20 protein-coding genes are annotated in these 25,289 nt (G+C 72.3%); 10 read left to right on the top strand and 10 right to left on the bottom strand.

The genetic code is table 11. The annotated features are described in order from the left end of the window. Nucleotides 1–124 precede the first annotated feature (124 nt). The 5 genes from C4J65_RS29885 to C4J65_RS29870 all read right to left on the bottom strand — a co-directional run bounded on the left by C4J65_RS29885 (nucleotide 125) and on the right by C4J65_RS29870 (nucleotide 4,985). A complete protein-coding gene (locus C4J65_RS29885) occupies nucleotides 125–1,306 on the bottom strand; it encodes an ROK family transcriptional regulator (protein WP_115745209.1) in 1,182 nt (393 codons plus the stop codon). Nucleotides 1,307–1,582: 276 nt separating this feature from the next. Continuing rightward, a complete protein-coding gene (locus C4J65_RS29880; protein WP_115745208.1) occupies nucleotides 1,583–2,260 on the bottom strand; it encodes a GntR family transcriptional regulator in 678 nt (225 codons plus the stop codon). 133 nt (nucleotides 2,261–2,393) lie between these two features. After that, the gene (locus tag C4J65_RS29875; RefSeq protein WP_115745207.1) at nucleotides 2,394–3,344 is read right to left on the bottom strand and encodes a beta-ketoacyl-ACP synthase III; all 951 of its coding nucleotides are present in this window, start codon (nucleotides 3,342–3,344) and stop codon (nucleotides 2,394–2,396) included. A 179-nt stretch (nucleotides 3,345–3,523) separates the two neighbouring features. Continuing rightward, nucleotides 3,524–3,676, bottom strand: a complete 153-nt coding sequence (locus C4J65_RS36425) for a hypothetical protein (RefSeq protein ID WP_205351090.1) — start codon at nucleotides 3,674–3,676, stop codon at nucleotides 3,524–3,526. After that, nucleotides 3,645–4,985: an OFA family MFS transporter gene (locus tag C4J65_RS29870; protein ID WP_115745206.1), complete on the bottom strand. Its 1,341-nt coding sequence runs from the start codon at nucleotides 4,983–4,985 to the stop codon at nucleotides 3,645–3,647. The genes C4J65_RS36425 and C4J65_RS29870 overlap by 32 nt, the downstream gene beginning before the upstream one ends. A gap of 177 nt (nucleotides 4,986–5,162) precedes the next feature. Between C4J65_RS29870 and C4J65_RS29865 the strand changes: the two genes are divergently transcribed. From C4J65_RS29865 to C4J65_RS29840, 6 genes are all read left to right on the top strand, one after another. Then, the gene (locus C4J65_RS29865) at nucleotides 5,163–6,134 is read left to right on the top strand and encodes a 2-dehydropantoate 2-reductase (protein WP_115745205.1); all 972 of its coding nucleotides are present in this window, start codon (nucleotides 5,163–5,165) and stop codon (nucleotides 6,132–6,134) included. Further along, a complete protein-coding gene (locus C4J65_RS29860) occupies nucleotides 6,131–8,059 on the top strand; it encodes a molybdopterin-dependent oxidoreductase (RefSeq protein WP_115745204.1) in 1,929 nt (642 codons plus the stop codon). Before C4J65_RS29865 ends, C4J65_RS29860 begins: the two co-directional genes overlap by 4 nt. Further along, entirely contained in the window at nucleotides 8,040–9,989 is a 1,950-nt protein-coding gene (locus C4J65_RS29855) for an NAD(P)H-dependent oxidoreductase subunit E (RefSeq protein ID WP_162833412.1), read from the top strand. The genes C4J65_RS29860 and C4J65_RS29855 overlap by 20 nt, the downstream gene beginning before the upstream one ends. Further along, a complete protein-coding gene (locus C4J65_RS29850; protein WP_115745203.1) occupies nucleotides 9,986–10,846 on the top strand; it encodes a 2Fe-2S iron-sulfur cluster-binding protein in 861 nt (286 codons plus the stop codon). The genes C4J65_RS29855 and C4J65_RS29850 overlap by 4 nt, the downstream gene beginning before the upstream one ends. A 32-nt stretch (nucleotides 10,847–10,878) precedes the next feature. Continuing rightward, nucleotides 10,879–11,727, top strand: a complete 849-nt coding sequence (gene fdhD / locus C4J65_RS29845) for a formate dehydrogenase accessory sulfurtransferase FdhD (protein WP_115745202.1) — start codon at nucleotides 10,879–10,881, stop codon at nucleotides 11,725–11,727. A gap of 260 nt (nucleotides 11,728–11,987) precedes the next feature. Continuing rightward, nucleotides 11,988–13,904, top strand: a complete 1,917-nt coding sequence (locus tag C4J65_RS29840) for an exo-alpha-sialidase (protein ID WP_115745201.1) — start codon at nucleotides 11,988–11,990, stop codon at nucleotides 13,902–13,904. A 25-nt stretch (nucleotides 13,905–13,929) separates the two neighbouring features. Here C4J65_RS29840 and C4J65_RS29835 read toward each other — a convergent pair whose 3' ends face one another. Continuing rightward, nucleotides 13,930–14,967 (bottom strand): bile acid:sodium symporter family protein, encoded by a 1,038-nt coding sequence (locus C4J65_RS29835; RefSeq protein WP_115745200.1) that lies wholly within the window; start codon nucleotides 14,965–14,967, stop codon nucleotides 13,930–13,932. Between the two features lie 152 nt (nucleotides 14,968–15,119). On the opposite strand from C4J65_RS29835, the gene C4J65_RS29830 reads away from it, so the two are divergent. Then, the gene (locus C4J65_RS29830) at nucleotides 15,120–16,001 is read left to right on the top strand and encodes a LysR substrate-binding domain-containing protein (protein ID WP_115745199.1); all 882 of its coding nucleotides are present in this window, start codon (nucleotides 15,120–15,122) and stop codon (nucleotides 15,999–16,001) included. Here C4J65_RS29830 and C4J65_RS29825 read toward each other — a convergent pair. After that, nucleotides 15,980–16,963: an AsnC family transcriptional regulator gene (locus C4J65_RS29825; RefSeq protein WP_115745198.1), complete on the bottom strand. Its 984-nt coding sequence runs from the start codon at nucleotides 16,961–16,963 to the stop codon at nucleotides 15,980–15,982. The genes C4J65_RS29830 and C4J65_RS29825 overlap by 22 nt on opposite strands. A 118-nt stretch (nucleotides 16,964–17,081) precedes the next feature. On the opposite strand from C4J65_RS29825, the gene C4J65_RS29820 reads away from it, so the two are divergent. The 3 genes from C4J65_RS29820 to C4J65_RS29810 all read left to right on the top strand — a co-directional run bounded on the left by C4J65_RS29820 (nucleotide 17,082) and on the right by C4J65_RS29810 (nucleotide 21,568). After that, on the top strand, nucleotides 17,082–18,596 hold the full coding sequence (locus C4J65_RS29820; protein ID WP_115745197.1) for an MFS transporter: 1,515 nt from the start codon (nucleotides 17,082–17,084) through the stop codon (nucleotides 18,594–18,596). A gap of 228 nt (nucleotides 18,597–18,824) precedes the next feature. Then, nucleotides 18,825–20,651 carry an AMP-dependent synthetase/ligase gene (locus C4J65_RS29815; protein WP_115745196.1) on the top strand — a complete coding sequence of 609 codons (1,827 nt, stop codon included), beginning with the start codon at nucleotides 18,825–18,827 and terminating at the stop codon, nucleotides 20,649–20,651. 83 nt (nucleotides 20,652–20,734) lie between these two features. Beyond that, a complete protein-coding gene (locus C4J65_RS29810; RefSeq protein ID WP_115745195.1) occupies nucleotides 20,735–21,568 on the top strand; it encodes an aldo/keto reductase in 834 nt (277 codons plus the stop codon). Nucleotides 21,569–21,634: 66 nt separating this feature from the next. Here C4J65_RS29810 and C4J65_RS29805 read toward each other — a convergent pair whose 3' ends face one another. The 3 genes from C4J65_RS29805 to C4J65_RS29795 all read right to left on the bottom strand — a co-directional run bounded on the left by C4J65_RS29805 (nucleotide 21,635) and on the right by C4J65_RS29795 (nucleotide 25,258). Continuing rightward, nucleotides 21,635–22,336 carry an SDR family oxidoreductase gene (locus tag C4J65_RS29805; protein WP_115745194.1) on the bottom strand — a complete coding sequence of 234 codons (702 nt, stop codon included), beginning with the start codon at nucleotides 22,334–22,336 and terminating at the stop codon, nucleotides 21,635–21,637. An 84-nt stretch (nucleotides 22,337–22,420) separates the two neighbouring features. Beyond that, nucleotides 22,421–23,359, bottom strand: a complete 939-nt coding sequence (locus tag C4J65_RS29800; RefSeq protein WP_115745193.1) for a class I SAM-dependent methyltransferase — start codon at nucleotides 23,357–23,359, stop codon at nucleotides 22,421–22,423. A gap of 159 nt (nucleotides 23,360–23,518) precedes the next feature. Next, the gene (locus C4J65_RS29795; protein WP_115745192.1) at nucleotides 23,519–25,258 is read right to left on the bottom strand and encodes a cellulose 1,4-beta-cellobiosidase; all 1,740 of its coding nucleotides are present in this window, start codon (nucleotides 25,256–25,258) and stop codon (nucleotides 23,519–23,521) included. Between the last annotated feature and the right edge of the window lie 31 nt (nucleotides 25,259–25,289).

Raw genomic sequence — 25,289 nt, 5'->3', positions numbered from 1 at the left:
GCGTGTCGGGGTAGAGCGCTGTGCCGGACGGAGCTGCGGAGCCATGGAGCCGTGGAGCCGTGGAGCCGTGGAGCCGTACAGATGTGGAGCCGTGCAGCCGTGGAGCGTGGGAAAGCGAAGGCGGCTACGCGGGTGAGAACAGGTGGTCGCTGATCAGCCGGGCCGCGCCGATGACTCCGGCGGTGGGTCCCAACTCCCCCAGAACGATGGGCAGGTTGCCGGTCGCCAGGGGCAGCGACTGGCGGTAGACCTGAGTACGGATCGCGGCCAGCAGGTTGTGACCGAGGCCGGTCACCCCGCCGCCGATCACCACCAGGCCCGGGTTGAAGAAGCTGACCAGGCCGGCGATGACCTGGCCGGTGCTGCGCCCGCCCTCCCTGATCAGGTCCAGCGCGGTGGCGTCGCCCGCGGCGGCCGCGGCGGCGACGTCGGCGGCGCTGAGGCCCCCGTTCGCCTCCAGCCGGTTCGCCAGCTCGACCGACTGCCCCTGCTCGGCGGCCTCCGTGGCATCGCGGGCCAGGGCGGCGCCGCTGAAGTGGGCCTCCAGGCAGCCCCGGTTGCCGCAGGCGCACTGGCGTCCGTCGGGCACGGCCTGGATGTGCCCGATGTCGCCCGCGCTGCCGGTCGTACCGCGGTAGACCTCCCCGCCGACGACGATGCCGCAGCCGATGCCGGTACCGATCTTGACGACGAGGAAGTCGTGCTGGGTGCGGGCGACGCCCGCGTGCTGCTCCCCCAGCGCCATCAGGTTCACGTCGTTGTCGACCATGACGGGGCAGCCGAGCTCCTGACTGAGCGCCTCCCGTACGGGGAAGCCGTCCCAGCCCGGCATGATCGGCGGGGCCACCGGCACGCCCTCGGGGAAGCGGACCGGTCCCGGGACGCCGATGCCGGCGCCGTCGAAACCTTCGGCGAGCCCGGAGGCGCGCAGTTTGGCGGCCATGGACAGTACCTGCTCGAAGACCGCGACCGGGCCCTCGCGCACGTCCAGAGGCTGGTTGATGTGTCCGAGGATCTCCAGTTCGGCGTTGGTGACGGCGACGTCGACCGAGGTCGCGCCGATGTCGACGCCGAGGAAGCGCAGTTGGGGGTTGAGGCGGACGTTGTGGCTGCGGCGCCCGCCGCGCGAGGCGGCGAGTCCGTCGGCCACGACGAGACCGGTCTCCAGCAGCCGGTCCACCTCGACGGCCAGCTTGGACCTGGAGAGGTCGACCTGGTCGCCCAGCTGGGCACGGGAGTTGGGCCCTCCGTCGCGCAACAGCTGGAGCAGTCGCGCTTGGTGGGCGTTAGCGGGTCGTGCGGTCATGCGTCTCACGAGCCCCTCCCCGCCTCGATCGGCCTTGGGTCCGCCGGTTTCCGGCCACGTCCGTGACTTGTCGTCGTGACTTGTCGTCGTGGCTTGCTTTCGGAGGGAACGTAGCAGTGGGCGCCGGGTGTGGGAAGAAGTCACGCACGAATTGCTGCGAACTTTCTCCACTGAGTGGACAAAGAAGGGTGCGACACGGGACGCCCCCGGACGCGAAGAGGCCGTCCGGCCCATGCGCCGGACGGCCCGTGAACCCGCTGCGGACGGGCTGTGACCTCAGGATTCTCCGCGTGCGTGGTACGAGTGGCGGGTGTGCTCGGTGTGTTCGCGCATCAGCCGGGTCGCCGCCTGCTCGTCCCGTTCGGTGATGGCGGCGATCAGCCCGCGGTGCTCGATCCAGGACTGCCGGCCGCGCTGCCGGGCGACCGGCGTGTAGTACCAGCGGACCCGGCGGTCGACCTGCGCGGCGAGTTCGGCGAGGACGGCGTTGCCCGCCAGCTCCATGACCTTGCCGTGGAAACGGGCGTTGCAGGCGACGGCGGCGTCCACGTCCTCGGCGGCGACGGCCCGCTCCCCCTCCTCGCACAGCTCCTCCAGCGCCGCGATGCCGGCGCTGGAGGCGTTGGCCGCGGCTAGCCGGGCCGCCTCGGCCTCCAGGAGCGTACGCACCGTCAGGAGCTGGTCCGCCTCCTCCTCCGTCGGCTCGTGCACGAACGCGCCCTGCGCGGGGCGCAGGTCGACCCAGCCCTCGGTGTTGAGCCGCTGCAGCGCCTCGCGCACGGGCTGCCTCGACACCCCGAGGTGACCGGCGAGTTCGCTCTCGACGAGGTGCTGGCCGGGCTGGAGGGCCCGGGTGGTGATGAGTTCGAGCAGCGCCTCGTAGACACGGTCCCGCAACGGGCCGGGCCGTTCGAGCCTGGGCACCGCGCCCTGCGGCAGTCCTGCGGACAACATCGGTCCCCCCTCGACGGCCGGAACACAATCAGTACGCGAAGTATTGATTGTCTTTCGTCTACAGTCTACGGCGCGCCCGGGCCGGGACGCCGTGGGTGTAGGCCACGTCACACCGAGGGACGGTCCGGGACGTTCAGGGGCAGCGGACGACCTGTCCGGCGTAGGAGAGGTTGCCGCCGAAGCCGAAGAGCAGCACCGGGTCACCGGTGGTGATCTCGCCCCGCTCCACCAGCTTGGAGAGCGCCAGCGGGATGCTCGCCGCGGAGGTGTTGCCGGACTCGACGACGTCGCGGGCGACCACGGCGTTGACGGCGCCGATCTTCGCGGCGAGGGGTTCGATGATGCGCAGGTTGGCCTGGTGCAGGACGACCGCGGCGAGGTCGGCCGGCTCGAGACCGGACCGCTCGCAGGCCTGGCGCGCGATGGCGGGCAGCCGGGTGGTGGCCCAGCGGTAGACGCTCTGCCCCTCCTGCGCGAACCGCGGCGGGGTCCCCTCGATGCGGACCGCGTTGCCCATCTCGGGCACAGACCCCCACAGCACGGGGCCGATGCCCGCCTCCTCGCCCTCGTCGCAGGCCTCGACCACGGCGGCCCCCGCCCCGTCGCCGACCAGCACGCAGGTGGTGCGGTCGGTCCAGTCGACGACCTCGGACATCTTGTCCGCGCCGACGACCAGCGCCCGACCCGAGGAGCCCGCCCGGACGGCGTGGTCGGCGGTGGCGAGGGCATGGGTGAAGCCCGCGCACACGACGTTGAGGTCCAGCGCGGCCGGGCCGGGGATGCCGAGTCGGGCCGCGACACGGGCGGCGGTGTTCGGGGAGCGGTCGATCGCGGTGGAGGTGGCGACCACGACCAGGTCCACGTCGGCGGGGGTCAGCCCGGCCGCCGCGAGCGCCTTCGCGGCGGCGTGGCCGGCCAGCTCGTCGACCGGCTCGTCGGGTCCGGCGATCCGGCGCGTACGAATGCCCACCCGGCTCCTGATCCACTCGTCGCTGGTGTCGACCATGCCCGCCAGGTCCTCGTTGGTGAGGATCCGGGCGGGCTGGTAGTGGCCGACGGCGGTGATGCGGGAGCCTTGGTGCATGGGTGGAGTCCTCGCTGCCTCGGGGTACGGGATCCACCAGTGTGGTCAGTGACCGACGGGTACGGCGGCAGGCGATACGACAGGAAACCGGCGGCCGGCTTGTCGGCTTCGGTCAGCATCCCCGGTCGCCCCCGGTCGGGCGGCCGTTCCCGGTCGTTCCCGGTCGCCGGCCCGCGCCGTCACCCGGTGAAGAGCTGGGTCGCCTTCCGCACGAGTTCGTACAGACCGTAGGCGAGCGGCGCGCCCACCCAGAGCCAGGTGAAGGCGATGAGCGGCCGCCGGCCGGCCGTCCCGGTCGCCTCAGGCGGACTCTGGCTGCGGTCGGGTGACATCGTTGCCCTCCTGCTGTGTCGGGGTGGCGGGTTCGTGGTGCCGGGCGTGGACGGGGCGGACGAGTTCGTTGGCGACGAAGCCGACGACCAGCAGCCCGATCATGATGAGGAAGGACGTGCCGTACAGGGCCGAGCCGTGCCGTCCGGCCTCCTCCTGGTGATCGGCGATCCAGTTCACGATCAGCGGCCCGAGGACACCGGCCAGCGACCAGGCGGTGAGCAGCCGCCCGTGGATCGCGCCGACCTGGTAGGTGCCGAAGAGGTCCTTGAGGTAGGCGGGGGCCGTGGCGAAGCCGCCGCCGTAGAAGGACAGGACGACCAGGGCGCACAGGACGAAGAGCGGCTTGGAGGAGTCGCCGAACAGCGCGATCAGGGTGTACATCAGCGCGCCGACACCGAGGTAGACGCGGTAGATGTTCTTGCGTCCGATCAGGTCGGAGGCGGAGGACCAGCCGATCCGGCCCGCCATGTTGGCCGCCGACAGCAGGGCCACGAACCCGGCGGCGGCGGTCGCCGACACCGGCGTGGAGGTGTCGGCGAAGAAGTCCGTGATCATCGGCGCGGCCTTCTCCAGGATGCCGATGCCCGCGGTGACGTTCATGCAGAGCACGATCCACAACAGCCAGAACTGCGGGGTACGCATGGCCGAACGCGCCGAGACCTGGACCCCTTCGAGCGGGCCGGGCCGGCCGTCCGCCCGTTCCCTGGGCCGCGGCACCCGTACCAGCAGCACGCCGAGCAGCATGAAGACGGCGTACGTCAGTCCGTGGACGAGGAAGGCGAGGGCGATCCCCGAGCTGTCGGTGCCGAAGGACTTCAGCATCTGCGCCGACCAGGGCGAGGCGATCAGGGCGCCGCCGCCGAAGCCCATGATGGCGATGCCGGTGGCCATGCCGGGCCGGTCCGGGAACCACTTGATCAGCGTCGAGACGGGCGAGATGTAGCCGATGCCGAGGCCGATGCCGCCGACGAAGCCGTAGCCGAGGACGATCAGCCAGTACTGCTCCACCGCCGCGCCGAGCGCCGAGAGCAGGAAGCCGGACGAGAAGCAGATCAGGGCGACGGTCATCGCCCAGCGCGGCCCGTGCCGCTCCACGAGCGTGCCGCCGAACGCCGCCGAGAGCCCGAGCATGACGATGCCGAGCTGGAAGGGCAGCGCGCTCTGCGTGCCGCTGAGGCCGAGCGCGGACTCCAGGGGCGGTTTGAACACGGACCAGGCATAGGCCTGGCCGATGGAGAGGTGGACCGAGAGAGCGGCCGGGGGAACGAGCCAGCGGCTCCAGCCCGGGGGTGCGACGGGGGGACTCATGGGTCCCCAACCGTAGGCATCCGGAATGCGCTTGAGAAGACTGTTGAGCGGACAACTACAGACCACCACCACTGCTGCACAAAGCCTTGCCGCTCCAACCTCCATACTGTAGACAATATTTCGTCGACACACTTTCCAGTTCCTCGGTATCCCTCGACCGAACGGAGCTCCCCCGCCATGAAAGTCGCAGTCCTCGGCGCCGGGGCGATCGGCGCCTACGTCGGCGCCGCGCTCCACCGTGCGGGCGCCGACGTGCATCTCATCGCCCGTGGACCCCATCTGGCGGCCATGAGGCAGTACGGAGTACGGGTGCGCAGCCCGCGCGGCGACTTCACCGCGCATCCGCGCGCCACCGACGACCCGGCCGAAGTCGGCCCGGTCGACTACGTGTTCCTGGGTCTGAAGGCCAACTCGTACGCGGCGTGCGGGCCGCTGATCGAGCCGCTGCTGCACCCGGCCACGGCGGTCGTGGCCGCCCAGAACGGCATCCCCTGGTGGTACTTCCACCGGCACGGCGGCCCCCACGACGGGCGCCGTCTCGAAAGCGTGGACCCGGCCGGCGCGGTCAGTGCGGTGCTCGCACCCGAACGGGCCGTCGGCTGCGTCGTGTACGCGGCCACCGAACTGGAACAACCGGGCGTCGTACGCCACGTGGAAGGCACCCGGTTCTCGATCGGCGAGCCCGGCCGGGAGGTCTCGCCGCGGTGCCTGGCGCTCAGCGAGGCGATGCGGTCGGGCGGCCTGAAGTGCCCGGTCGAGCCGGACCTGCGGGGCGACATCTGGCTGAAGCTGCTGGGCAACATCTCCTTCAACCCGATCAGCGCCCTGGTCCGGGCCACCATGCGGCAGATGTGCCGGCACGGCGGCACCAGGGTGGTCATCGAGACCATGATGACCGAGACGCTGGCGGTCGCCGCGGCCCTCGGCTGCGAGGTCGGCGTCTCCATCGAGCGCCGGCTCGCGGGCGCCGAGAGGGTCGGCGACCACCGCACCTCCACGCTCCAGGACCTGGAGCGCGGCAAGCCGCTCGAACTCGACGTCCTGCTCGCGGCCGTCGTCGAGCTGGCGGAGATCACCGGGGTCCCGGTGCCCACCCTGCGCACCGTGCACGCCCTGTCGGACCTGCTCGCGCTGAGGAGCGCCGCATGAGGAAACGTGACCGAACCCCCAAGACCTACACCCGTCTCACCCACCCCCTGGTCCGGGACTCGCGCGACGAGCCCTTCCGCCGGGCGACCTGGGAGGAGGCCCTGGACCGCACGGCCCGGGGCCTGGCGGCGGCGCGCGGCGCGTTCGGGATGTTCTCCTGCGCGCGGGCGACCAACGAGATGAACTACGTGGCGCAGAAGTTCGCCCGGGTGGTCATGGGCACCCACAACGTGGACTCCTGCAACCGCACCTGTCACGCACCGAGCGTGGCCGGCCTGTCCGCCGCCTTCGGCTCGGGCGGCGGCACCTCCTCCTACGAGGAGATCGAGCACACCGACGTCATCGTGATGTGGGGCTCCAACGCCCGCTTCGCGCACCCGATCTTCTTCCAGCACGTGCTGAAGGGCATCCGGGGCGGCGCCCGCATGTACGCGGTGGACCCGCGCCGCACCTCCACCGCCGAGTGGGCGGAGAGCTGGCTCGGACCGAACGTCGGCACGGACATCCCGCTGGCGCACGCGGTCGGCCGGGAGATCATCCACGCGGGCCTCGCCAACGAGGCGTTCATCGAACGCGCGACGACGGGCTACGACGACTACCGGGCCCTGGTCGAACCCTGGACCCTCTCCCTCGCCGAGAAGGTGACCGGCGTACCGGCCGCCGCCATCCGCGAGCTGGCGCACGCCTACGCCCGCGCCGAGCGCGCACAGCTGTGCTGGACCCTCGGCATCACCGAACACCACAACGGCACGGACAACGTCCGCGCCCTGATCAACCTCTCCCTGCTCACCGGCCACGTCGGCCGTTACGGCTCCGGTCTTCAGCCCCTGCGCGGCCAGAACAACGTGCAGGGCGGCGGCGACATGGGCGCCATCCCCAACCGCCTCCCCGGCTTCCAGGACGTGCTCGATCCGGAGGTCCGCCGGAAGTTCGAGACGGCGTGGGACACGGTGGTCGAGCCGTACCACGGCCTCACGCTGACGGAGATGTTCGAGGCGATGGACGAGGGCACGCTCCGCGCCGTCTACTGCATCGGCGAGAACCCGGCCCAGTCGGAGGCGGACGCCGAACAGGCGGTACGCCGCCTGCGTGCCCTGGACTTCCTGGTGGTCCAGGACATCTTCCTCACCAGGACAGCCGAACTGGCCGACGTGGTCCTCCCGGCGACGGCCGGCTGGGCGGAGACGGAGGGCACCACCACCAACAGCGAGCGGCGCGTCCAACGCGTGCGACGGGCCGTGACCCCGCCCGGAGAGGCCCGCGAGGACATCGACATCCTCTGCGACCTCGCGGCCCGCCTCGGCCACGACTGGAAGTACGCCGACGCGGAGGCGGTCTGGAACGAGCTGCGCTCCCTCTCCCCCGACCACCACGGCATGACCTACGCCCGCCTCGAGGAGCACCGGGGCATCCAGTGGCCGTGCCCGAGCACGGAGGAGCTGGAACCCACCTATCTGCACGGCAGGTTGTGGGCCCGGGAGCGGTCCGACCGCGGCCGCCCAGCCCCCTTCGGCCTCGTCCGGCACGACCCGCCCGTGGACCTCACCGACGAGCGGTACCCGATCCGGCTCACCACGGGACGTCGCCTCGACTCCTACAACACGGGGGTGCAGAGCGGCGGTTACGCCTCGCCCCTGCGCCGCGGCGAGTCCGTCGAGCTCTGCCCGGAGGACGCCGAACGCTACGGGGTCGTGGTCGGCGAGGAGGTCCGGGTCACCTCGCGGCGCGGTTCGCTCCTGGCGCCCGTCTGGGTCGACACGGCCCTGCGCCCCGGGCTGGCCTTCATGAGTTTCCACTTTCCCGACGAGGTGGACACCAACCAGCTGACCATCGAGGCCAACTGCCCGATCGCCGGGACGGCGGAGTTCAAGGCCTCGGCGATCCGGATCGAGAAGGTGAGCGCCAGTGGACCTGCGCTTCGGTGACAGCAAACCCACGGACGAGGAACGCGCGGCCGTGGACGCCCTGCTCGGCCCGCCCACGTCGTCCTGGGAGGGCGCGGACCGTTCCGACGCCGACCTCAGGTGGGCACGCGGCGGCCGCGAGGCCCGGGACCGCCGCGACCAGCTCCTGCCGGCCCTGCACGCACTCAACGACCGCGTCGGCTGGATCAGCGAGGGCGCCCTGGACTACGTGTGCCGCCGCCTGACCGTCCCCCCGGCCGAGGCGTACGGCGTGGCCACCTTCTACGCGATGTTCTCGGTCCGCCCCCGCCCGGCCACGGTCCTGCACGTCTGCACCGACCTGGCGTGCACGGCGGGGGGCGCGAGTGAGTTGTGCGCGGCGGTGGAGGCACGGCTGGGCCCGGAGAGCGGAGTGCAGGTCGAGCGCAGCCCATGCCTGGGCCTGTGCGAGCGTGCCCCGGCGACTTTGGCGATCCGGGCGGGCGAATCAGCCCGTCTGGGGGTACCCCCTCCGGGGGAGTTCGAGGACGAGGCCGTCCGGGCCGACAGCGAGGGTCCGGGGGCGGCAGCCCCCGGGGACGGGACAGGGAAGGGGCGACGGGGGCGAACCACTCTCCGCGCAACGGCCGTTTGCGCCCCCGCGACCCCGGACACGGCGGTCCGAACCGCCACCGCCCCCGAATCGGCCCCAACCGAACCCGCCCCCGCCCTGGCGGTCCCCCAGACCGGCGCCCCCGACCTCACCCTCCTCAAACGCATCGGCACCGTGGACCCCGCCTCCCTCGACGACTACCGCGCCCACGGCGGCTACACCGCCCTCCGCCGCGCCTTCGAACTCGGCCCCGCCGCCGTCATCCGCGAGGTCACCGACGCCGGCCTGGTCGGCCGCGGCGGCGCCGCCTTCCCCACCGGCCGCAAGTGGCAGGCGACGGCCGCCCAGCCCGACCACCCGCACTACCTGGTCTGCAACGCAGACGAATCCGAACCGGGCACCTTCAAGGACCGCGTCCTCATGGAGGGCGACCCGTACGCCCTGGTCGAGGCGATGACGATCGCGGCCTACGCGACCGGCGCCCACCGGGGCCACCTCTACCTCCGCGGCGAGTACCCCCGCGCGCTGGCCCGCCTCACCCACGCCATCGAGCAGGCCCGCACCCGCGGCCTGCTCGGCGACGACGTCCTCGGCCAGGGCTACGCCTTCGACATCGAGATCCGGCGCGGCGCCGGCGCGTACATCTGCGGCGAGGAGACGGCCCTGTTCAACTCCATCGAGGGCTACCGCGGCGAGCCCCGCTCCAAGCCGCCGTTCCCGGTCGAGAAGGGCCTGTTCGGCAGACCCACGGTGGAGAACAACGTCGAGACGCTGGTCAACGTCCTGCCGATCCTGACCATGGGCGCCGAGGCGTACGCCGCGATCGGCACCCCGACATCCACCGGCCCCAAGCTGTTCTGCGTGTCCGGCACCGTGGCCCGACCCGGCGTCTACGAACTCCCCTTCGGTGCGACGCTCGGGGAGCTCCTCACCCTCGCCGGGGTCCGCGACAACCTCCGCGCCGTCCTGCTCGGCGGCGCCGCGGGCGGCTTCGTCCGTCCCGACGAGCTGGACATCCCGCTCACCTTCGAAGGCACCCGCGAGGCGGGCACGACCCTCGGTTCCGGCGTCGTCATGGCCTTCGACGACACGGTCCCGCTGCCCCGCCTCCTCCTGCGCATCGCCGAGTTCTTCCGCGACGAGTCGTGCGGGCAGTGTGTGCCGTGCCGGGTGGGCACCGTTCGCCAGGAGGAGGCACTGCACCGGATCGCCGACCGCACGGGCGCCGACGCCGCCGGTGACATCACCCTCCTGCGCGAGGTCGGCCGCGCGATGCGGGACGCCTCGATCTGCGGTCTGGGGCAGACCGCGTGGAACGCCGTGGAATCCGCCATCGACCGTCTGGGGGCGTACGAATGACCGCGATACCGCTCGGAGTGCCGCGCCGCCTGGTGGAGTTCACCCTCGACGGGCAGGAGGCCCGGGTCCCCGAAGGGTCCACCATCCTGGACGCCTGCCGGGCCGCCGGGAAGGACGTCCCGACCCTGTGCGAGGGCGACACGCTCACGCCGAAGAACGCCTGCCGGGTCTGCGTGGTGGACGTCGAGGGCGCCAGGACCCTCGCGCCCGCCTGCTCGCGGCGGGCGGAGCCGGGCATGGTGGTGCGTACGGACACCGAGCGCGCCCGGCACAGCCGCAAGGTCGTCCTCGAACTCCTCGCCTCCTCGGTCGACCTCTCCACGACCCCCTCGGTCGCTCAGTGGATCAAGGAGTACGAGGCGAAGCCCGACCGCTTCGGCCCGGACGCGGCCCGCGTCGACGAGGAACCGCGTGTCGACAACGACCTCTACGTGCGCGACTACGGCAAGTGCATCCTCTGCTACAAGTGTGTGGACGCCTGCGGCGACCAGTGGCAGAACAGCTTCGCCATCTCCGTCTCCGGCCGCGGCTTCGCCGCCCGGATCTCGGTCGAGCACGACGGCCCGCTGACCGATTCCGCGTGCGTGTACTGCGGCAACTGCATCGAGGTGTGCCCCACGGGGGCCCTGTCCTTCAAGTCCGAGTTCGACATGCGCGCGGCGGGCACCTGGGACGAGGAGCGGCAGAGTGAGACGACGACGGTGTGCGCGTACTGCGGTGTGGGCTGCAATCTCACGCTCCACGTGCAGGACAATGAGATCGTAAAGGTCACCTCTCCGCACGACAATCCGGTGACCCACGGCAACCTGTGCATCAAGGGCCGCTTCGGCTACCAGCACGTACAGAACCGGGACTGACCGGCACACCGACCGGCGCAAGGGGCACGAACATGGGACGAGTCACGGAACGACGCAAGGTCATCCGCATCAGGGACGGAGCGGTCTCCGCCCGCCCGGACACGCTCGTCGCCGAGGAACCGCTGGAGATCCGGCTCAACGGCAAGCCCCTCGCCATCACCATGCGCACGCCCGGCGACGACTTCGCGCTGGCGGCGGGTTTCCTGGTGAGCGAGGGGGTGCTCGCCGAGCAGGCCGACCTGCAGAACATCGTGTACTGCGCGGGCGCCACGGTGGACGGCTCCAACACCTACAACGTGGTCGACGTGCGGACCGCCCCGGGTGTGCGCGTCCCGGACATCACCCTGGAGCGGAACGTCTACACCACCTCGTCCTGCGGGCTGTGCGGCAAGGCGAGCCTGGACGCGGTGCGCACGACGGCCCGCTGGCCCATCGCCGACACTCCCCCGGTCCGCGTCACCCCGGAACTGCTGGCCGGCCTGCCCGACCGGCTGCGCGCCTCCCAGCGGGTATTCGACCGGACCGGCGGGCTGCACGCGGCGGCGCTGTTCACCGAGGACGGCGAACTGGTGGACGTGCGGGAGGACGTGGGCCGGCACAACGCGGTCGACAAGCTGGTGGGGCGTGCCCTGCAGAACGGCGACCTGCCGCTGTCCCGTTCCGTGCTGCTGGTGTCGGGCCGGGCCTCCTTCGAGCTGGCGCAGAAGGCCGTGATGGCGGGCATCCCGGTGCTGGCGGCGGTGTCGGCGCCGTCCTCGCTGGCCGTGGACCTGGCCGCCGAGACCGGACTGACACTGGTGGGCTTCCTGCGCGGCAGCTCCATGAACGTGTACGCGGGTGAGGACCGGGTCGCCCTGCGGGCCGCGGCCGCCCAGGGCTGACCTCCCTCCCCGCGGCACGGCGGCGGGGCCCCTGCCGGCGGGGAGCGCCCCCTGCGCCCCGGGGGCCCCGCCTCGAACCGTCGGCCGCCGGCCGCACGCGTGGGGAAGGACGTGCTCGTCGCCCGAGGAGCCGACACGCGGGCGGTGGCGCGGTCCCCGCGGACCCGGCACCGGTCTTGTACTGATGTCCGGGCGAAGTGCCCCACCTTCGCCGGCCTCCCCCAGCCGCAGCCGCAGCCGCCCGAAGGGCAGACCGCGCCATGCCGCCTCGACCTCCCCGCTCCTTCTGGCTCGCCCTCACCGCGGCGTGCACGCTCGCCCTGTCCCCGCTCCCCGCGCTCGGGCAACCGGGCGACCGCACCCCCGGTTTCGAGGAGGAGGTCCTCTTCGACGCGGCCCGCGCCCCCGGCGGATACGCCTGCTTCCGCATCCCGGCGATCATGCGCACGACGGACGGCACGCTGCTCGCCTTCGCCGAGGGCCGGGTCCTCGACTGCGCGGACGCCGGTGACATCGACATCGTCCTCAAACGCTCCACCGACGGCGGACGCACCTGGGGCCCGCTCCAGGTCGTCAACGACGGCGGCGGCGACACCCACGGCAACCCGGCCCCGGTCGTCGACCGCGCGACCGGCCGCGTCCTGCTGCTGGAGACCTACAACGCGGGGCGCACGGACGGCGCCAACTGCGCGGTGCCCTGCGCCCGCACGCCGCACCTCCAGCACAGCGACGACGACGGCCGCACCTGGTCCGCGCCCCGCGACCTGAGCGCCGAGATCCTGCCGCCCGACTGGAACTCCTGGTACGCCACCGGCCCCGTGCACGGCGTCCAGCTCACCGGCGGCGCCCACCCCGGCCGGCTCGTCGTCGGCGTCAACGCCGAGACCTGGGACGGCGAGCGAAGCGAGATGGGGGTTCCCCCGGCCGGAGGCTGGGGGAGGGTCACCGCCAACCACGCGGCCCTCGTGGTCAGCGACGACGGCGGCGAGCACTGGAGGACCGGCGCCACCGACAGCTGGCCCGTCGCCGCCGACGGCACCTTCCGGCAGAAGCCCTCCGAACTGACCCTCACCGAACGTGCCGACGGCGCCCTCCTGGTCAGCGGCCGGGAGGAGAACGGCACCGACCTCGGCCACCGCACCCAGGCCCTCAGCCGCGACGGCGGGGACACCTTCACGGCACCCTTCCGGGCCCTGCCCGGCCTGTACGCCCCGCAGGTGCAGGGCGCGGTGCTGCGCCTCGGCGACCGCACCCTGCTGTCGGCGCCCGCCGACCCCGACCGCCGCCGGACGATGACGGTCCGCTCCTCCTGGGACGGCGGCGCGACCTGGGACAGCGTGGACCGCGGCACGGTCGTCACCCGGGACTGGTCGGGCTACTCGGACCTGGTGGCCGTCGACGACGGCACCGTGGGCCTGCTGTACGAGGGCGGGAAGACCGACGCCCGCGACGAGATCCGCTTCACCCGCTTCACCCAGGACTGGCTCGCGCCGCGCCGCCCCGCCGACCCCACCACCCCCGACCTCGCGCCCGGTGCCACGCCCGCGGCCGTACTCGGCGGCGCCGGGACGACGGACGGCGCGCTGGGCGGCGCGCTCGCGTTCGACGGCGCCGACGACGCCGTACGCCTGCCCTACGACGGACGGCTGGCGCTCGGGGAGGGGGACTTCACCGCGTCGCTGTGGTTCCGGTACTCGGCGGCCGACGGGGAGCAGCCGCTGCTGTGGCTGGGCGGCATCGGCACGAGCCAGCCCCAGGTGTGGCTGCGCGCCGAGCCCGGCGCCGGGCGGGTGCAGGGGCTGATCACCGCGCGCGACGGCACGGCGGCGCCGCGCTCGGCGTGGGTACGCACGGACCGCGCGTACGACGACGGGCGGTGGCACCGTCTGACGCTGCGCCGCGGCGGTGGGCGCCTCACGCTGTTCGTCGACGGTTCGGCGACGGCGGACGCGGCGGACGTGCCGGGCTCGGTCAGCCGGAACTCCCCGTTCGGGGTGCACGTCGGCGAACGGATGGACGGCCGGGCCCGCTTCACCGGCGCCGTCGACGACGTACGGGTGTGGGACCGGGCCCTGACGGACGCGGAGATCGCCGCCGGTGACCCGCCCGCCGCCACCGCGAGCACCGTCCTGCACCTGCCCCTGGACCAGGTGGACGGCGCGGGCACCGGCGGCTGACCGGCACCGCGCGGGTGCGGAGGCCTCAGGCGGAACGGCCGCCGGTGCCGACCGCGGTGCGCACCGGGGCGGCCGACGCCCCGGACGGGGGCGCCTCCGGGTCGCGCGACCGCCGCTTGGCGATGACCGCGCACACCATCAGCTGCATCTGGTGGAAGAGCATCAGCGGCAGTACCGCCAGCGAGGCCTGGGCGCCGAACAGCACGCTCGCCATGGGCAGTCCGGCGGCGAGCGACTTCTTGGACCCGGCGAACTGGATCGCGATCCGGTCCTCCCGCCCGAAGCCGAGCCCCTTCGCCCCGTACCAGGTCAGCGCCAGCATCACGGCCAGCAGCACCGCCTGAACGGCCAGCAGCCCGGCCAGCCGCGCCGGGCTCACCTGGTGCCAGACTCCCTGGACCATGCCCTCGCTGAACGCCGTGTAGACGACCAGGAGGATGGAGCCGCGGTCGACGAGCCCGAGCACCTTCTTGTGCCGGGCGACGAAGCCGCCGATCCACCGGCGCAGCAACTGTCCGGCCACGAACGGCAGCAGCAGTTGCAGCACGATCTCCACCACCGAGTCGGCGGAGAACCCACCCCCGCTGCCGCCCAGCAGGGCTGCGGCCAGCAGCGGTGTGACGACGATGCCGACCAGTGACGAGAAGGACCCGGCGCAGATGGCGGCGGGCACGTTGCCGCGGGCGATGGAGGTGAAGGCGATCGAGGACTGGATGGTCGACGGGACCAGGGTGAGGAAGAGCAGGCCCTGGTAGAGGGGATCGGTCAGGAACACCGGGACCAGACCGCGCGAGGCGAGGCCGAGCAGCGGGAAGACGACGAAGGTGCAGGCCAGCACGGTGACGTGGAGCCGCCAGTGCCGTACGCCGTCCATCGCCTCACGGGTGGACAGCCGGGCGCCGTAGAGGAAGAAGAGGAAGGCGATCGCGGCGGTGGAGGTGCCGGAGGCGACGTCGGCGCCCGCACCGCGGGCCGGCAGCAGCGCCGCGAGGCCCACCATGCCGAGCAGCAGCAGGATGTACGGGTCGATCGGCATCCAACGCGGCCAACGCAGGCGTTTCACGGTGCTCCACTTGCTCGCTGCTCAGTCGTACTGCTCGTTCGACGGGGTCACGGGTCCCCGCTCCATCGTGCTCCCCGATTCGGCGATCGGGAATCCGGCTTACCGCTCTGACTGTCATCACGATCACCGATGACCACCGCTAGGCTGGCGGCATGTACGACCCCTCCCACCTGCGTACGTTCCTGTCGGTGGCCCAGACGCTGAGCTTCACGCAGGCCGCCCGGCGGCTCGGGCTGCGTCAGTCGACGGTGAGCCAGCACGTGCGGCGGCTGGAGGACGCCACCGGTAGGCAGCTGTTCAGCCGGGACACCCACTCCGTGGAGCTGACGGAGGACGGGGAGGCGATGCTCGGGTTCGCGCGCCGGATCCTGGAGGTGCACGAGCAGGCGGCGGCCTTCTTCACGGGCACCCGGCTGCGCGGGCGGCTGCGGTTCGGGGCCTCCGAGGACTTCGTGCTGACCCGGCTGCCGGAGATCCTGGAGGCCTTCCGGCACGACCACCCGGAGGTCGACCTGGAGCTGACGGTGGAGCTGTCCGGCACGCTGCACGAGCAGCTGGCGGCCGGAGAGCTGGACCTGGTGCTGGCCAAGCGGCGGCCCGAGGACCCGCGCGGCGAGCCGGTGTGGAGCGACCGGCTGGTGTGGATCGGCGCGGAGCGGCTGCGCCTGGAACCGGACCGCCCGGTGCCGCTCATCGTCTACCCGCCGCCCGGCATCACGCGTGCGCTCGCCCTGGACGCCCTGCAGCGGCAGGGCCGCGCGTGGCACATCGCGTGCACCAGCGGCAGTCTCAACGGCCTGATCGCCGCCGCCCGGGCGGGCCTCGGCGTGATGGCGCACTCGCGCGGCCTCGTCCCGCCCGGGCTGGTGCGAGTCCCGGACCGGGCCGGGCTGCCCGAGCTGGGCGGCGTCGACTTCGTGCTGGTGCACGGCCGGCGCGGTCCCGCGGCGCAGGGCGCGGCCGAGGCGCTGGCCGCGGCCATCCTGGCGGGCGGCGACCGGCTGCACCGGGCTCAGCGGACGGGCCTCGGATAGGTGAGCTGCTTGACCCGGCGCAGGAAGGGCGACGCCTCCACGTGCTGGACGCCCTCCAGGCGGCCGAGCGGGCCGCTGAGGTAGGCGTAGAGGTCGGCGGTGTTGCGGACGACCGCGGTGGCGACGATGTTGGACAGGCCCGCGGTGGCGGCGGCATGGGCGATCTCGTCGTGTGCGGCGAGCGCCTCGCCGACCCGGTGCAGCGCGGCCGGGCTGGTGGTGAGCCACAGGACGGCGGCGGTCGGGTATCCGAGGATCTCCGAGTGGTACTCCACGTCGATGTACACGGCGCCGGAGCCGAGCAGTGCGGCCAGGTGGCGCTTGACCGCGGACTCGGAGCGGCCGGTGGCGCGCCGGAGTTCGGGGTGTCCGGCGCGCCCGTCGCGTTCCAGGACGTCGAGCAGCGGCTCGTCCTCGGGGTCGATACGGGCCGGCCCCGGCGGGGGCGGGCCGGTCTCCGGCCGCAGCGCCGCGACCTGGTCGTCACTGAGGACGCCGAACTTGCGCAGCCAGCCGCTGGGTCCGCCGTAGAAGCGGTGCAGGATCTGGTGGGCGTGGATCTCCAGCACACTCGGGGTGCGCGGCAGCCTGCCGAGGAGCAGGTCGTCCCGGTCGCCGGGGCTGCGCGGCCGGGTGCCGAAGATGATCTCCGTGCCCCCTGCGGCCAGCCCGATCCAGTTGGTGTCGGGGCGCTTGGCGAGGGCGTCCGCGATGGCCGGCGCGCTGTCGGGGACGCAGCGCAGCCGAAGCGTCCAGTGGTCCTGGCCGAGCCGTTCGGCGTCCCGGACGGCGACCACCCGCAGCCCGCCCTCGGCGCACAGCCTGCGGTAGCGGCGGGCGACGGTCTGGTCGGAGACGCCGAGTACCGCCCCGATGCGGCTGAAGGAGGCGCGGCCGTTCACCTCCAGCGCGCCCAGCACACGCAGGTCGAGTTCGTCGAAGGTGTCGGATTCCATCCGCATGTCGGCCACTCCTGTCGGATTCCGCCCCGGGGCCGCCGTGAACCAATGCGATCCGCCGAGTGAGCACCATCGTACGAGGGCACGGACATCACGTACGACACGGGAAGGAAGACGGAACATGCGTACATGGGGGCCGCTCACGGCGGTGTGCCTGGGGACGTTCATGCTGCTGCTCGACGTGACGATCGCGGTCGTCGCGCTGCCGGACATGGCCAGGGGGCTGCACGCGTCGCTGAGCGATCTGCAGTGGGTGATGGACGGCTACGCGCTGGCGCTGGCCGCGCTGCTGCTGGGGCTGGGGGCCGCGGCCGACGTGCTGGGACGGCGCCGGGTGCACGTGGCGGGCGTGGTGCTGTTCGCGGTGGCGTCGCTGCTGTGCGGGCTGGCCACCGGCCCGGGCATGCTGGTCGCCGCGCGCGGACTGCAGGGGCTGGGCGCGGCGGCGATGTTCGCGACCACGCTGCCGCTGCTCGGCTCGGTCTACCAGGGGCGCCGGCGGTCGATGGCGCTGGGGGTGTGGGGCGCGGTCAGCGGGGCGGCGGCGGCCGTGGGTCCGGTGCTGGGCGGGCTGCTCACCGACGGTCCGGGCTGGCGCTGGATCTTCTGGGTGAACCTGCCGGTGAGCGTGGCGGCGGTCTGGCTGACGCTGCGCGTGGTGCCGGAGTCGCGCGGGGCGGCCGGGCGCCGCGTGGACTGGGCGGGTACGGCCACGTTCGCGGCGTTCGCCGGGGCGGTGACGTACGGGGCGGTGCGGGCCGGGTCGCACGGGTGGACGGAGGGCGGCACGCTCGCCTCCTTCGTGCTCGCGGTGGTGGCGCTGGGCGCGTTCGTCGCCGTGGAGCGCCGGGCCGCCGATCCGCTGCTCGACCCCCGGCTGTTCCTGCGCCCCGCGTTCTCGGGCGTGATGCTGGGCGGGCTGGCCTTCAACGCGGCGGCGTTCGGGGTGATGGCGTACACCTCCATATGGCTGCAGACGATGCTGGGGATGAGCCCGGTGCGGGGCGGCCTGGTGTTCGTGTGGCTGTCGCTGGCGTCGTTCGTGGTGGCCGCGGCGGGCGGGCGGCTGCTGCACGGGGTGCCGGCGCGGCTGACCATCGGGGGCGGGCTGCTGCTGATCGCGGCGGGGCAGTTCTGCATGGCGTTCCTGGACGCGGGCTCCAGCGCGTCCGCCCTGGTGCCGGGGCTGCTCCTGGTGGGCGTCGGAACGGGCCTGGTGTCGCCCGGCATCGCGGGCGCGGCGCTGGCCGCGGTCCCGGCGGAGCGGTCCGGCATGGCCGGGGGTGCGGTCAACACCTTCCGCCAGCTCGGGTACGCGCTCGGCATCGCCGTGTTCGGCACGGTGCTGACCTCACGCATGCAGGACACGCTTCCGCACGACGCGGCGCACGGTCTGGCGGGCGGTGCGGCGGGCGCCCTGCGGGGCGTGTTCGGCGAGCACGCGCTGCGGGCCTCGTTCGCCTCCGGACTGAACGCGGCGGCGGTGGCCGCGGGCGCGGTCGCGGCCGTCGCCGGGGTGCTGGTGCTCGCCCTGGTCAGGGCCGAACGCGGGGGCCGGAATGCCGGTGTGACGAATTCCGCGTCGCCCGCGCTGAAAGAGGAGGAGGCCGTTCCGGCACCCCCGTACCGACGGTAAGTGGGTCGTACAGATTCGGTGGAGATTACGGCACCGAACCTTGCTCAATCGTCAGAAAACTGTCCGACCCTTCCCCATGTGAGCGCATTTTCTCTCGCTGACCAGCGCGAACATGAGCCCTGTTCGATTTTGGCGCCCCTCCCGTCCCCGCGCCGGGTGGGGTAGCTTTCACCGCGCTGTGCGGGGGGCGTCATCGAAAAGCGGGGATCGAAAAGCGGGGAGCGGGGTTTGCGCGAGTTCACCAGTCCTCCGTTGACGTTGGCACCACCGGTGGGCGGTCTGGCCGACGTCGTCTTCGAGCATGCCCTGGACGATCCGCGGCACATCGCGCTCGGCCGCAAGGACGAGGCCGGGCAGTGGCGGGACGTCACCGCCGGCGCCTTCCGCGACGAGGTGCTGGCCCTCGCCAAGGGGCTGCTGGCCCAGGGCATCCGCTTCGGCGACCGGGTCGCCATCATGTCCCGCACCCGCTACGAGTGGACCCTGTTCGACTTCGCCCTGTGGACGATCGGCGCCCAGGTGGTGCCGATCTACCCGACCTCCTCGGCCGAGCAGTGCATGTGGATGCTCTACGACGCCGAGGTGACGGCCGCGGTCGTGGAGCACGAGGACCACGCGATGACCATAGCCACCGTCATCGACCGGCTGCCGCACCTGCGCGGCCTGTGGCAGCTGGATTCCGGAGCCGTGCAGGACCTGTACGACGCGGGCGCGCACCTCGACGACGAGGTGGTCCACCGGCACCGCAAGGCGGTCACGCCGGAGTCGGTCGCCACCGTCATCTACACCTCGGGCACCACCGGCCGCCCCAAGGGCTGCGTGCTGACCCACGGCAACTTCATGTACGAGGCGGACACCGTCATCGCGCGCTGGGAGCCGGTGTTCCACTCCAAACGGGGCGACGAGGTGGCGACGCTGCTCTTCCTGCCGCTCGCGCACGTCTTCGGGCGGATGGTGGAGGTCGCGGCGATCCGCGGCCGGGTCCGCTTCGGCCACCAGCCGCAGCTCAACGCCGCGGCCCTCCTGCCCGACCTGGCCGCCTTCCGGCCGACCTTCATCCTGGCCGTGCCGTACATCTTCGAGAAGGTGTTCAACGCGGCGCGGCGCAAGGCGGAGAAGGAGGGGAAGGCCGGTCCCTTCGAGAAGGCCGTCGACGTGGCCGTGAGGTACGCGGAGGCGGTGGAGGCGAAGGCCTGGGGCGACGGCCCCGGTCCGTCGGCGGGCCTGCGCATGCAGCACCAGCTCTTCGACAAGCTCGTCTACGCCAAGGTCCGGGCCGCGATGGGCGGACGCATCCGCAACGCCATGTCGGGCGGCTCGGCGATGGACCGGCGCCTCGGGCTGTTCTTCGCCGGGGCCGGCGTCCAGATCTACGAGGGCTACGGTCTGACCGAGTCCACGGCGGCCGCCACCGCCAACCCGCCCGAGCGTACCCGCTACGGCACCGTGGGTCAGCCGGTGCCGGGCGTCACGGTGCACATCGCGGACGACGGCGAGATCTGGCTCAACGGCGACAATGTCTTCGAGGGCTACCTGAACAACCCCAAGGCCACCGACGAGACCGTGCACGACGGCTGGCTGGCCACCGGCGACCTCGGTGCCCTGGACGAGGACGGCTACCTCACCATCACCGGCCGCAAGAAGGAGATCCTGGTGACCTCCGGCGGCAAGAGCGTGTCCCCGGGACTCCTCGAGGAGCGGGTGCGCGACCATCCGCTGGTCAACCAGTGCATCGTCGTCGGCAACGACCGCCCCTACGTCGCCGCCCTCATCACACTGGACCAGGAGGCGGTCGAGCACTGGCTGACGATGCGCAACAAACCGCGGATGTCCCCGGCCGACCTGGTGCACGACGCCGACCTGGAGACGGAGGTGCGGCGCGCGGTCGTCGCGGCCAACACGCTGGTGTCCCAGGCCGAGTCGATCCGCACCTTCCGCATCCTCGCCCAGCCGTTCACCGAGGAGCACGGGCTGCTGACCCCCTCCCTGAAGCTGAAGCGCAAGGCCATCGAGAACGCCTACGGCACCGAGGTCGAGGCCCTTTACACAGCGTGAGTTCCACGGTCAGGAATGCGTTCGGGCTCGTGATCGTTGACGATGTAGGTACCACCTGACCACAACCGAAGGATCAAGAGCTCGTGAGCAGCAAGGTCCCCCCGATCATCCTGAACAACGGCGTCGAGATGCCCCAGCTGGGCTTCGGCGTCTGGCAGGTGCCGGACGACGAGGCGCAGACCGCCGTCGCCCTGGCCCTGGAGGCCGGGTACCGCAGCATCGACACAGCGGCGATCTACGGCAATGAAGAGGGCACCGGCCGGGCGATCGCCGCCTCCGGTCTGGCCCGCGAGGACCTCTTCGTCACCACCAAGCTCTGGAACAGCGACCAGGGGTACGACTCCACCCTCCGCGCCTTCGACACCTCGATGGCGAAGCTCGGCCTGGAATACCTCGACCTCTACCTCATCCACTGGCCCATGCCGGCCAGGGAGAAGTACGTCGACACCTACAAGGCGTTCGAGAAGCTCCTGGCCGACGGCCGGGTCCGCGCCGTCGGCGTGTCCAACTTCCTGCCGGAGCACCTGGAGCGGCTGACCGCCGAGACGTCGGTGATCCCGGCCGTCAACCAGATCGAGCTGCACCCCCACCTCCAGCAGCACGCCGCGCGCGAGGTGCACGCGGAGCAGGGTATCGCCACCGAGGCCTGGTCCCCGCTCGGCTCCGGCAAGGGCATCCTGGACATCCCGGCGATCGTCGCGATCGCCCAGAAGCACGGGCGGACCCCGGCCCAGGTCGTGCTGCGCTGGCACCTCCAGCTGGGCAACGTGGTGATCCCGAAGTCCGTGACGCCGTCCCGGATCAAGGAGAACCTCGACGTGTTCGGCTTCAGCCTGGACACCGAGGACCTCGCGGCGATCAGCGCGCTCAACGAGGACCGGCGGCTGGGCTCGGATCCGGCGGACGTCAACTCCTGAGCGGTGCCACACACGGGAGGGGCCCGGCCGCGCGTGCGGCCGGGCCCCTCCCGTGTCCCGTGCGGGTCAGTTGGGCTGCCCCAGCGGCCGTACGACCACGGTGTTGACGTCGACCCCGGCGGGCTGGGTCATGGCCCAGACGACGGAGTCGGCGATCTGGTCGGCGGTGAGCAGCTCGCCGGGCGGCAGGCCGCCGGTGCCGTCCCAGAACGGGGTCTCCACCCGGCCGGGCGCGATCAGGGTCACGCCCACGCCCCACTGCGTCACCTCGCGCCGCGTGTTCTCGGCGAGGCCGGTCACGGCCCACTTCGTGGCGCCGTAGATGTTGCCCGGCGTGTTCACGAAGCCGGCGACGCTGCCCACCAGCACGATCCGTCCGCGGCTCTCCTTGAGCGCGTCGATGGACGCCCTGATCAGCAGGGCCGGGCCCAGTACGTTGGTCAGCACCATCTCGGTCCAGCCCGCGGGGTCGCCCTCGGCGACCGAGTCGTGGGTGGCGAAACCGGCGTTGGCGACGACCGTGTCGAGACGGCCGAACTCCTTGAGCGTGGCCTCGACGGCGGAGGCCACCTGTGTGTGCTCGGCGGCGCTGCCCCGGATCGTCAGCAGGCCCTCGGGGTCACCGAGTTCCGCGCTGAACGCCCGCAGCCTCGCCTCCCCGCGCCCGGTGACGGCCACCCGCTGCCCCGCGTCGAGCAGCCGCCGGGCGACGGCGGCTCCGATGCCGCTGCCGCCGCCGGTGATCAGCGTGACCGGTGTGTCGGTCATGACTCCCCCTGTGTCTGTTCCTGCTTCCCTCACGGACAGCGGGGAGTCCATCACTTGGAGCGCTCTCGAAGTCAAGGGCCGGTCTCAGACCGGCCGTACCGCCGTGTAGACGGTGTGCGCCACGAGTACGAACAGGTCCTGGCGGCGGTGCACGCCCGCCTCGTCGGCGGGGTCGAGCAGCCGGTCCAGGGTGGTGCGGTCCTCGGCGTCGAGGCGCTCGCCGATCCGCTCGCGCAGCCGGGACAGTGACGTGGTGACGTAGTCGCGGGCCGCGTCGGAGAGGGGCGCGGGCAGGTCGAGCAGGAAGCTGCGGGTGCCGGTGTGCTTCAGTCCGGCGGCCGTCAGCATCGCGGGCCAGTCCTCGGCCTCGGCCACGGAGTCCGGCAGGTCCGCGCGCATCTCGGCGAACGCGTCCTCCTCCACGGCGCGGATCCTGGCCTGGAGCCCGGGGCGCCCGGTCCCGATGTCACGGGGCAGGAACCGGGCGGGCAGTCCGCCCTCCAGGATCGCCAGGGTGCCCCCGGGCGCGAGGTGCCCGCCGAGAGCGGCGAGGGCGGCGCGCTGGTCGGGGAGGTGGTGCAGGCTCTGGCTGGCCCACATCAGGTCGGCGGGGTAGTCCAGCTCGGCCAGTGCGCCGGGCAGGTCCCCGGCGAGGGTGCCGAAGCGGTCGCCGAACCCGAGCCGCTCGGCGCGGGCGCGGGCCCGGTCCAGGAGCGGTCCGGCGCCGTCCGCGGCGACCACGCGGGCGTCGGGGAAGGTGTCGGCGAACAGGGACGAGACGACGCCGGGTCCGCTGCCGACGTCGACGATCAGACCGGGCTCCGTGACCTGCCCTGCCAGCCAGGACAGGGCCTGCCGGTACAGCGGTGTGTACAGCTCGGCCTGCGCCTCCAGGTGCGGGGCCATCTCGGACCAGTCGATGTCGGCGTGGTCGTGCGTGTGCCCGTTCCCGTTCCCGTGCTCGTGTCCCTGTCCCTGCTGGTGGGCGGGGCCGTGTGTGTCGTGCTGGTGGTCGTGCGCCATGCCGGTCAGCCTCCCGTTCGCGTATCGCCAGGGTGCGACGACTCGCCGGGCCGGGGCAACCGATGTTGCCGCTCCCGCAAAAAAGAGGAGGCCGCCGGGGCCCGGCCCGCAAGGACCGGACCCCGACGGCTCACCCGCGTCACGCGTGCGGGAATCCGCTCACGACAGGGGCGGGTAGGCGTTCTTCATGAGCTCCTGGAACTGCGCGGAGAACCAGGCCCCGGAGATCGGGGCGTCGGGCAGGGCGCCCGACATGCTGTTGCCGTTGCGCTCGTTGCCCGTGTAGGTGGGGTCGCACATCCGGTCGAAGCCCTTGCCGTCCGGGTTCTCGATCAGCTTGCTGGAGCCGTCGGACTCGCCCGGGGGCTTCATCCACACGTACGCGTCGATCCCGGCGGCGGGGCTGGCCTGCGGGCGCTCGCCGAGGCCGGCTTCGGACTGGTTGCACCAGTTGCCGGGGTGGATGCGGCGGTCGTAGCGCCCGCCGTCCACGTAGGTGTTCACGTCGGTCGTCGCGCCCGGTCCGGTGGGCCGGTCGGCGCCGCCCCAGCCGTTGCGGGAGGTGTCGATCAGCATGCCGAGGTTCTGGTCGAAACCGAGCGAGACCAGCTTGTCCCGCATGGCCTGGGCGTAGGACAGCTCGTCGGTGTACTGGTTCCAGTCGACCCAGTCGGACTGGCGCACGGAGGTCCCGTTCACCGAGTCCGTGATCTTGAAGTTCTCCTCCTTCAGGGCGCTGTAGTTGGCGGTGTTGACGATGAAGCCGTGCACGTCGTCGAGGGTCGCCCCCTCGGTGGTGGCGGCGGTCTTGAAGATCTCGGCCGAGGGGCCGAAGTTGCTGTCCCAGCCGAGCCAGCCGTGGTGGCCGGCGTCGACGTAGTTGTAGACGTTGCCGGCGTCGGCGAGCTTGTTCAGGGCGTAGCCGACGCCCTTCTGGTAGTTGCCGTTGGCCTTCATCACGTCGCAGTTCTCCGTGACGGTCGGCCGCCCGGAGACGTTGGTGATCAGGTTGGGCAGCGAGTCGATCTCGACCGTGGTGACGATCCGGAGGCCCGCGTACTTCGAGTCGGAGAGGATCTCGGCGATCGGGTCGATGTACTCGGTCTTGTACCGGTCGATCTCGGTGGGGCCCAGCTCGCCGTTGGAGGCGAGGGCGGAGCAGTCGCGTCCCGGCAGGTTGTAGATGACCAGCTGGACGACCATCTCGCCGGAGCCCTTCTGCTCCAGCGCCGCGTCCAGGTGGTCGCGCAGGCCCATGCCGCCGTTGGCGCCCTCGATGGCCGCGATCCGGTCGAGCCACACACCGGTCGGCTCGTCGGCGATGCGGTCCCCGCCCGGTTCGGCGGCGGCGTGGGCGGACCACTCGGGGTTCACGTAGACCTGGGCGCCGTCATAGGGGTTGTCCACCCGGTCGCCCGGGCCGGTGGGGTCGGTCGGCGGGTCGGTCGGATCGGTGGGCGGGTCGGTGGGGTCGGTCCCGCCGTCGACGTTGCAGGTCACGCCGTTGAGGGTGAAGGTGGCCGGGATCGCGTTGCTGCCGCTGTAGGTGCCCTGGAAGCCGAAGCTCGCCGAACCGCCCGTGGACAGGGTGCCGTTGTAGGACTCGTTGGCCGCGGTGACGGCGGCACCGCTCTGAGTGACCTTCGCGTTCCAGCTGTTGGTGACCTTCTGACTGCCTGCGTAGGTCCATCCCAGCGACCAGTTGGACGTGGCGGCACCGTTGTTGGTGACGGTCACGGCAGCGGTGAATCCGCTTCCCCAGTCGTTCTGCACCTGGTAGTCGACGGTGCAGGCGGCGGCCGCGGCTCCGGCGCTCGCGGAGTGGGCGGCCAGTGCCGTGCCGGAGGCGCCGGCGACCAGGGTGAGGGCGGCGAGCATCGCGGTTCTGGTACGGGTCATGAGTGCGGGTTCCTTCTTTCGTGGGGGTGCT

This window comes from Streptomyces sp. CB09001, assembly GCF_003369795.1.
Lineage (GTDB): Bacteria > Actinomycetota > Actinomycetes > Streptomycetales > Streptomycetaceae > Streptomyces.
The sequence above is the reverse complement of the archived record's forward strand: the minus strand, read 5'-3'. Positions and strand labels throughout refer to the sequence as shown.

What these genes read in the sequence shown, in the direction of transcription:
- C4J65_RS29825 (WP_115745198.1), bottom strand. Translation starts at nt 16,963, where the DNA reads ATGCGGATGGAATCCGACACCTTCGACGAACTCGACCTGCGTGTGCTG.
- C4J65_RS29795 (WP_115745192.1), bottom strand. Translation starts at nt 25,258, where the DNA reads ATGACCCGTACCAGAACCGCGATGCTCGCCGCCCTCACCCTGGTCGCC.
- C4J65_RS29885 (WP_115745209.1), bottom strand. Translation starts at nt 1,306, where the DNA reads ATGACCGCACGACCCGCTAACGCCCACCAAGCGCGACTGCTCCAGCTG.
- C4J65_RS29880 (WP_115745208.1), bottom strand. Translation starts at nt 2,260, where the DNA reads ATGTTGTCCGCAGGACTGCCGCAGGGCGCGGTGCCCAGGCTCGAACGG.
- C4J65_RS29865 (WP_115745205.1), top strand. Translation starts at nt 5,163, where the DNA reads ATGAAAGTCGCAGTCCTCGGCGCCGGGGCGATCGGCGCCTACGTCGGC.
- C4J65_RS29840 (WP_115745201.1), top strand. Translation starts at nt 11,988, where the DNA reads ATGCCGCCTCGACCTCCCCGCTCCTTCTGGCTCGCCCTCACCGCGGCG.
- C4J65_RS36425 (WP_205351090.1), bottom strand. Translation starts at nt 3,676, where the DNA reads ATGTCACCCGACCGCAGCCAGAGTCCGCCTGAGGCGACCGGGACGGCC.
- C4J65_RS29800 (WP_115745193.1), bottom strand. Translation starts at nt 23,359, where the DNA reads ATGGCGCACGACCACCAGCACGACACACACGGCCCCGCCCACCAGCAG.
- C4J65_RS29850 (WP_115745203.1), top strand. Translation starts at nt 9,986, where the DNA reads ATGACCGCGATACCGCTCGGAGTGCCGCGCCGCCTGGTGGAGTTCACC.
- C4J65_RS29820 (WP_115745197.1), top strand. Translation starts at nt 17,082, where the DNA reads ATGCGTACATGGGGGCCGCTCACGGCGGTGTGCCTGGGGACGTTCATG.
- C4J65_RS29830 (WP_115745199.1), top strand. Translation starts at nt 15,120, where the DNA reads ATGTACGACCCCTCCCACCTGCGTACGTTCCTGTCGGTGGCCCAGACG.
- C4J65_RS29860 (WP_115745204.1), top strand. Translation starts at nt 6,131, where the DNA reads ATGAGGAAACGTGACCGAACCCCCAAGACCTACACCCGTCTCACCCAC.
- C4J65_RS29875 (WP_115745207.1), bottom strand. Translation starts at nt 3,344, where the DNA reads ATGCACCAAGGCTCCCGCATCACCGCCGTCGGCCACTACCAGCCCGCC.
- fdhD (WP_115745202.1), top strand. Translation starts at nt 10,879, where the DNA reads ATGGGACGAGTCACGGAACGACGCAAGGTCATCCGCATCAGGGACGGA.
- C4J65_RS29805 (WP_115745194.1), bottom strand. Translation starts at nt 22,336, where the DNA reads ATGACCGACACACCGGTCACGCTGATCACCGGCGGCGGCAGCGGCATC.
- C4J65_RS29870 (WP_115745206.1), bottom strand. Translation starts at nt 4,985, where the DNA reads ATGAGTCCCCCCGTCGCACCCCCGGGCTGGAGCCGCTGGCTCGTTCCC.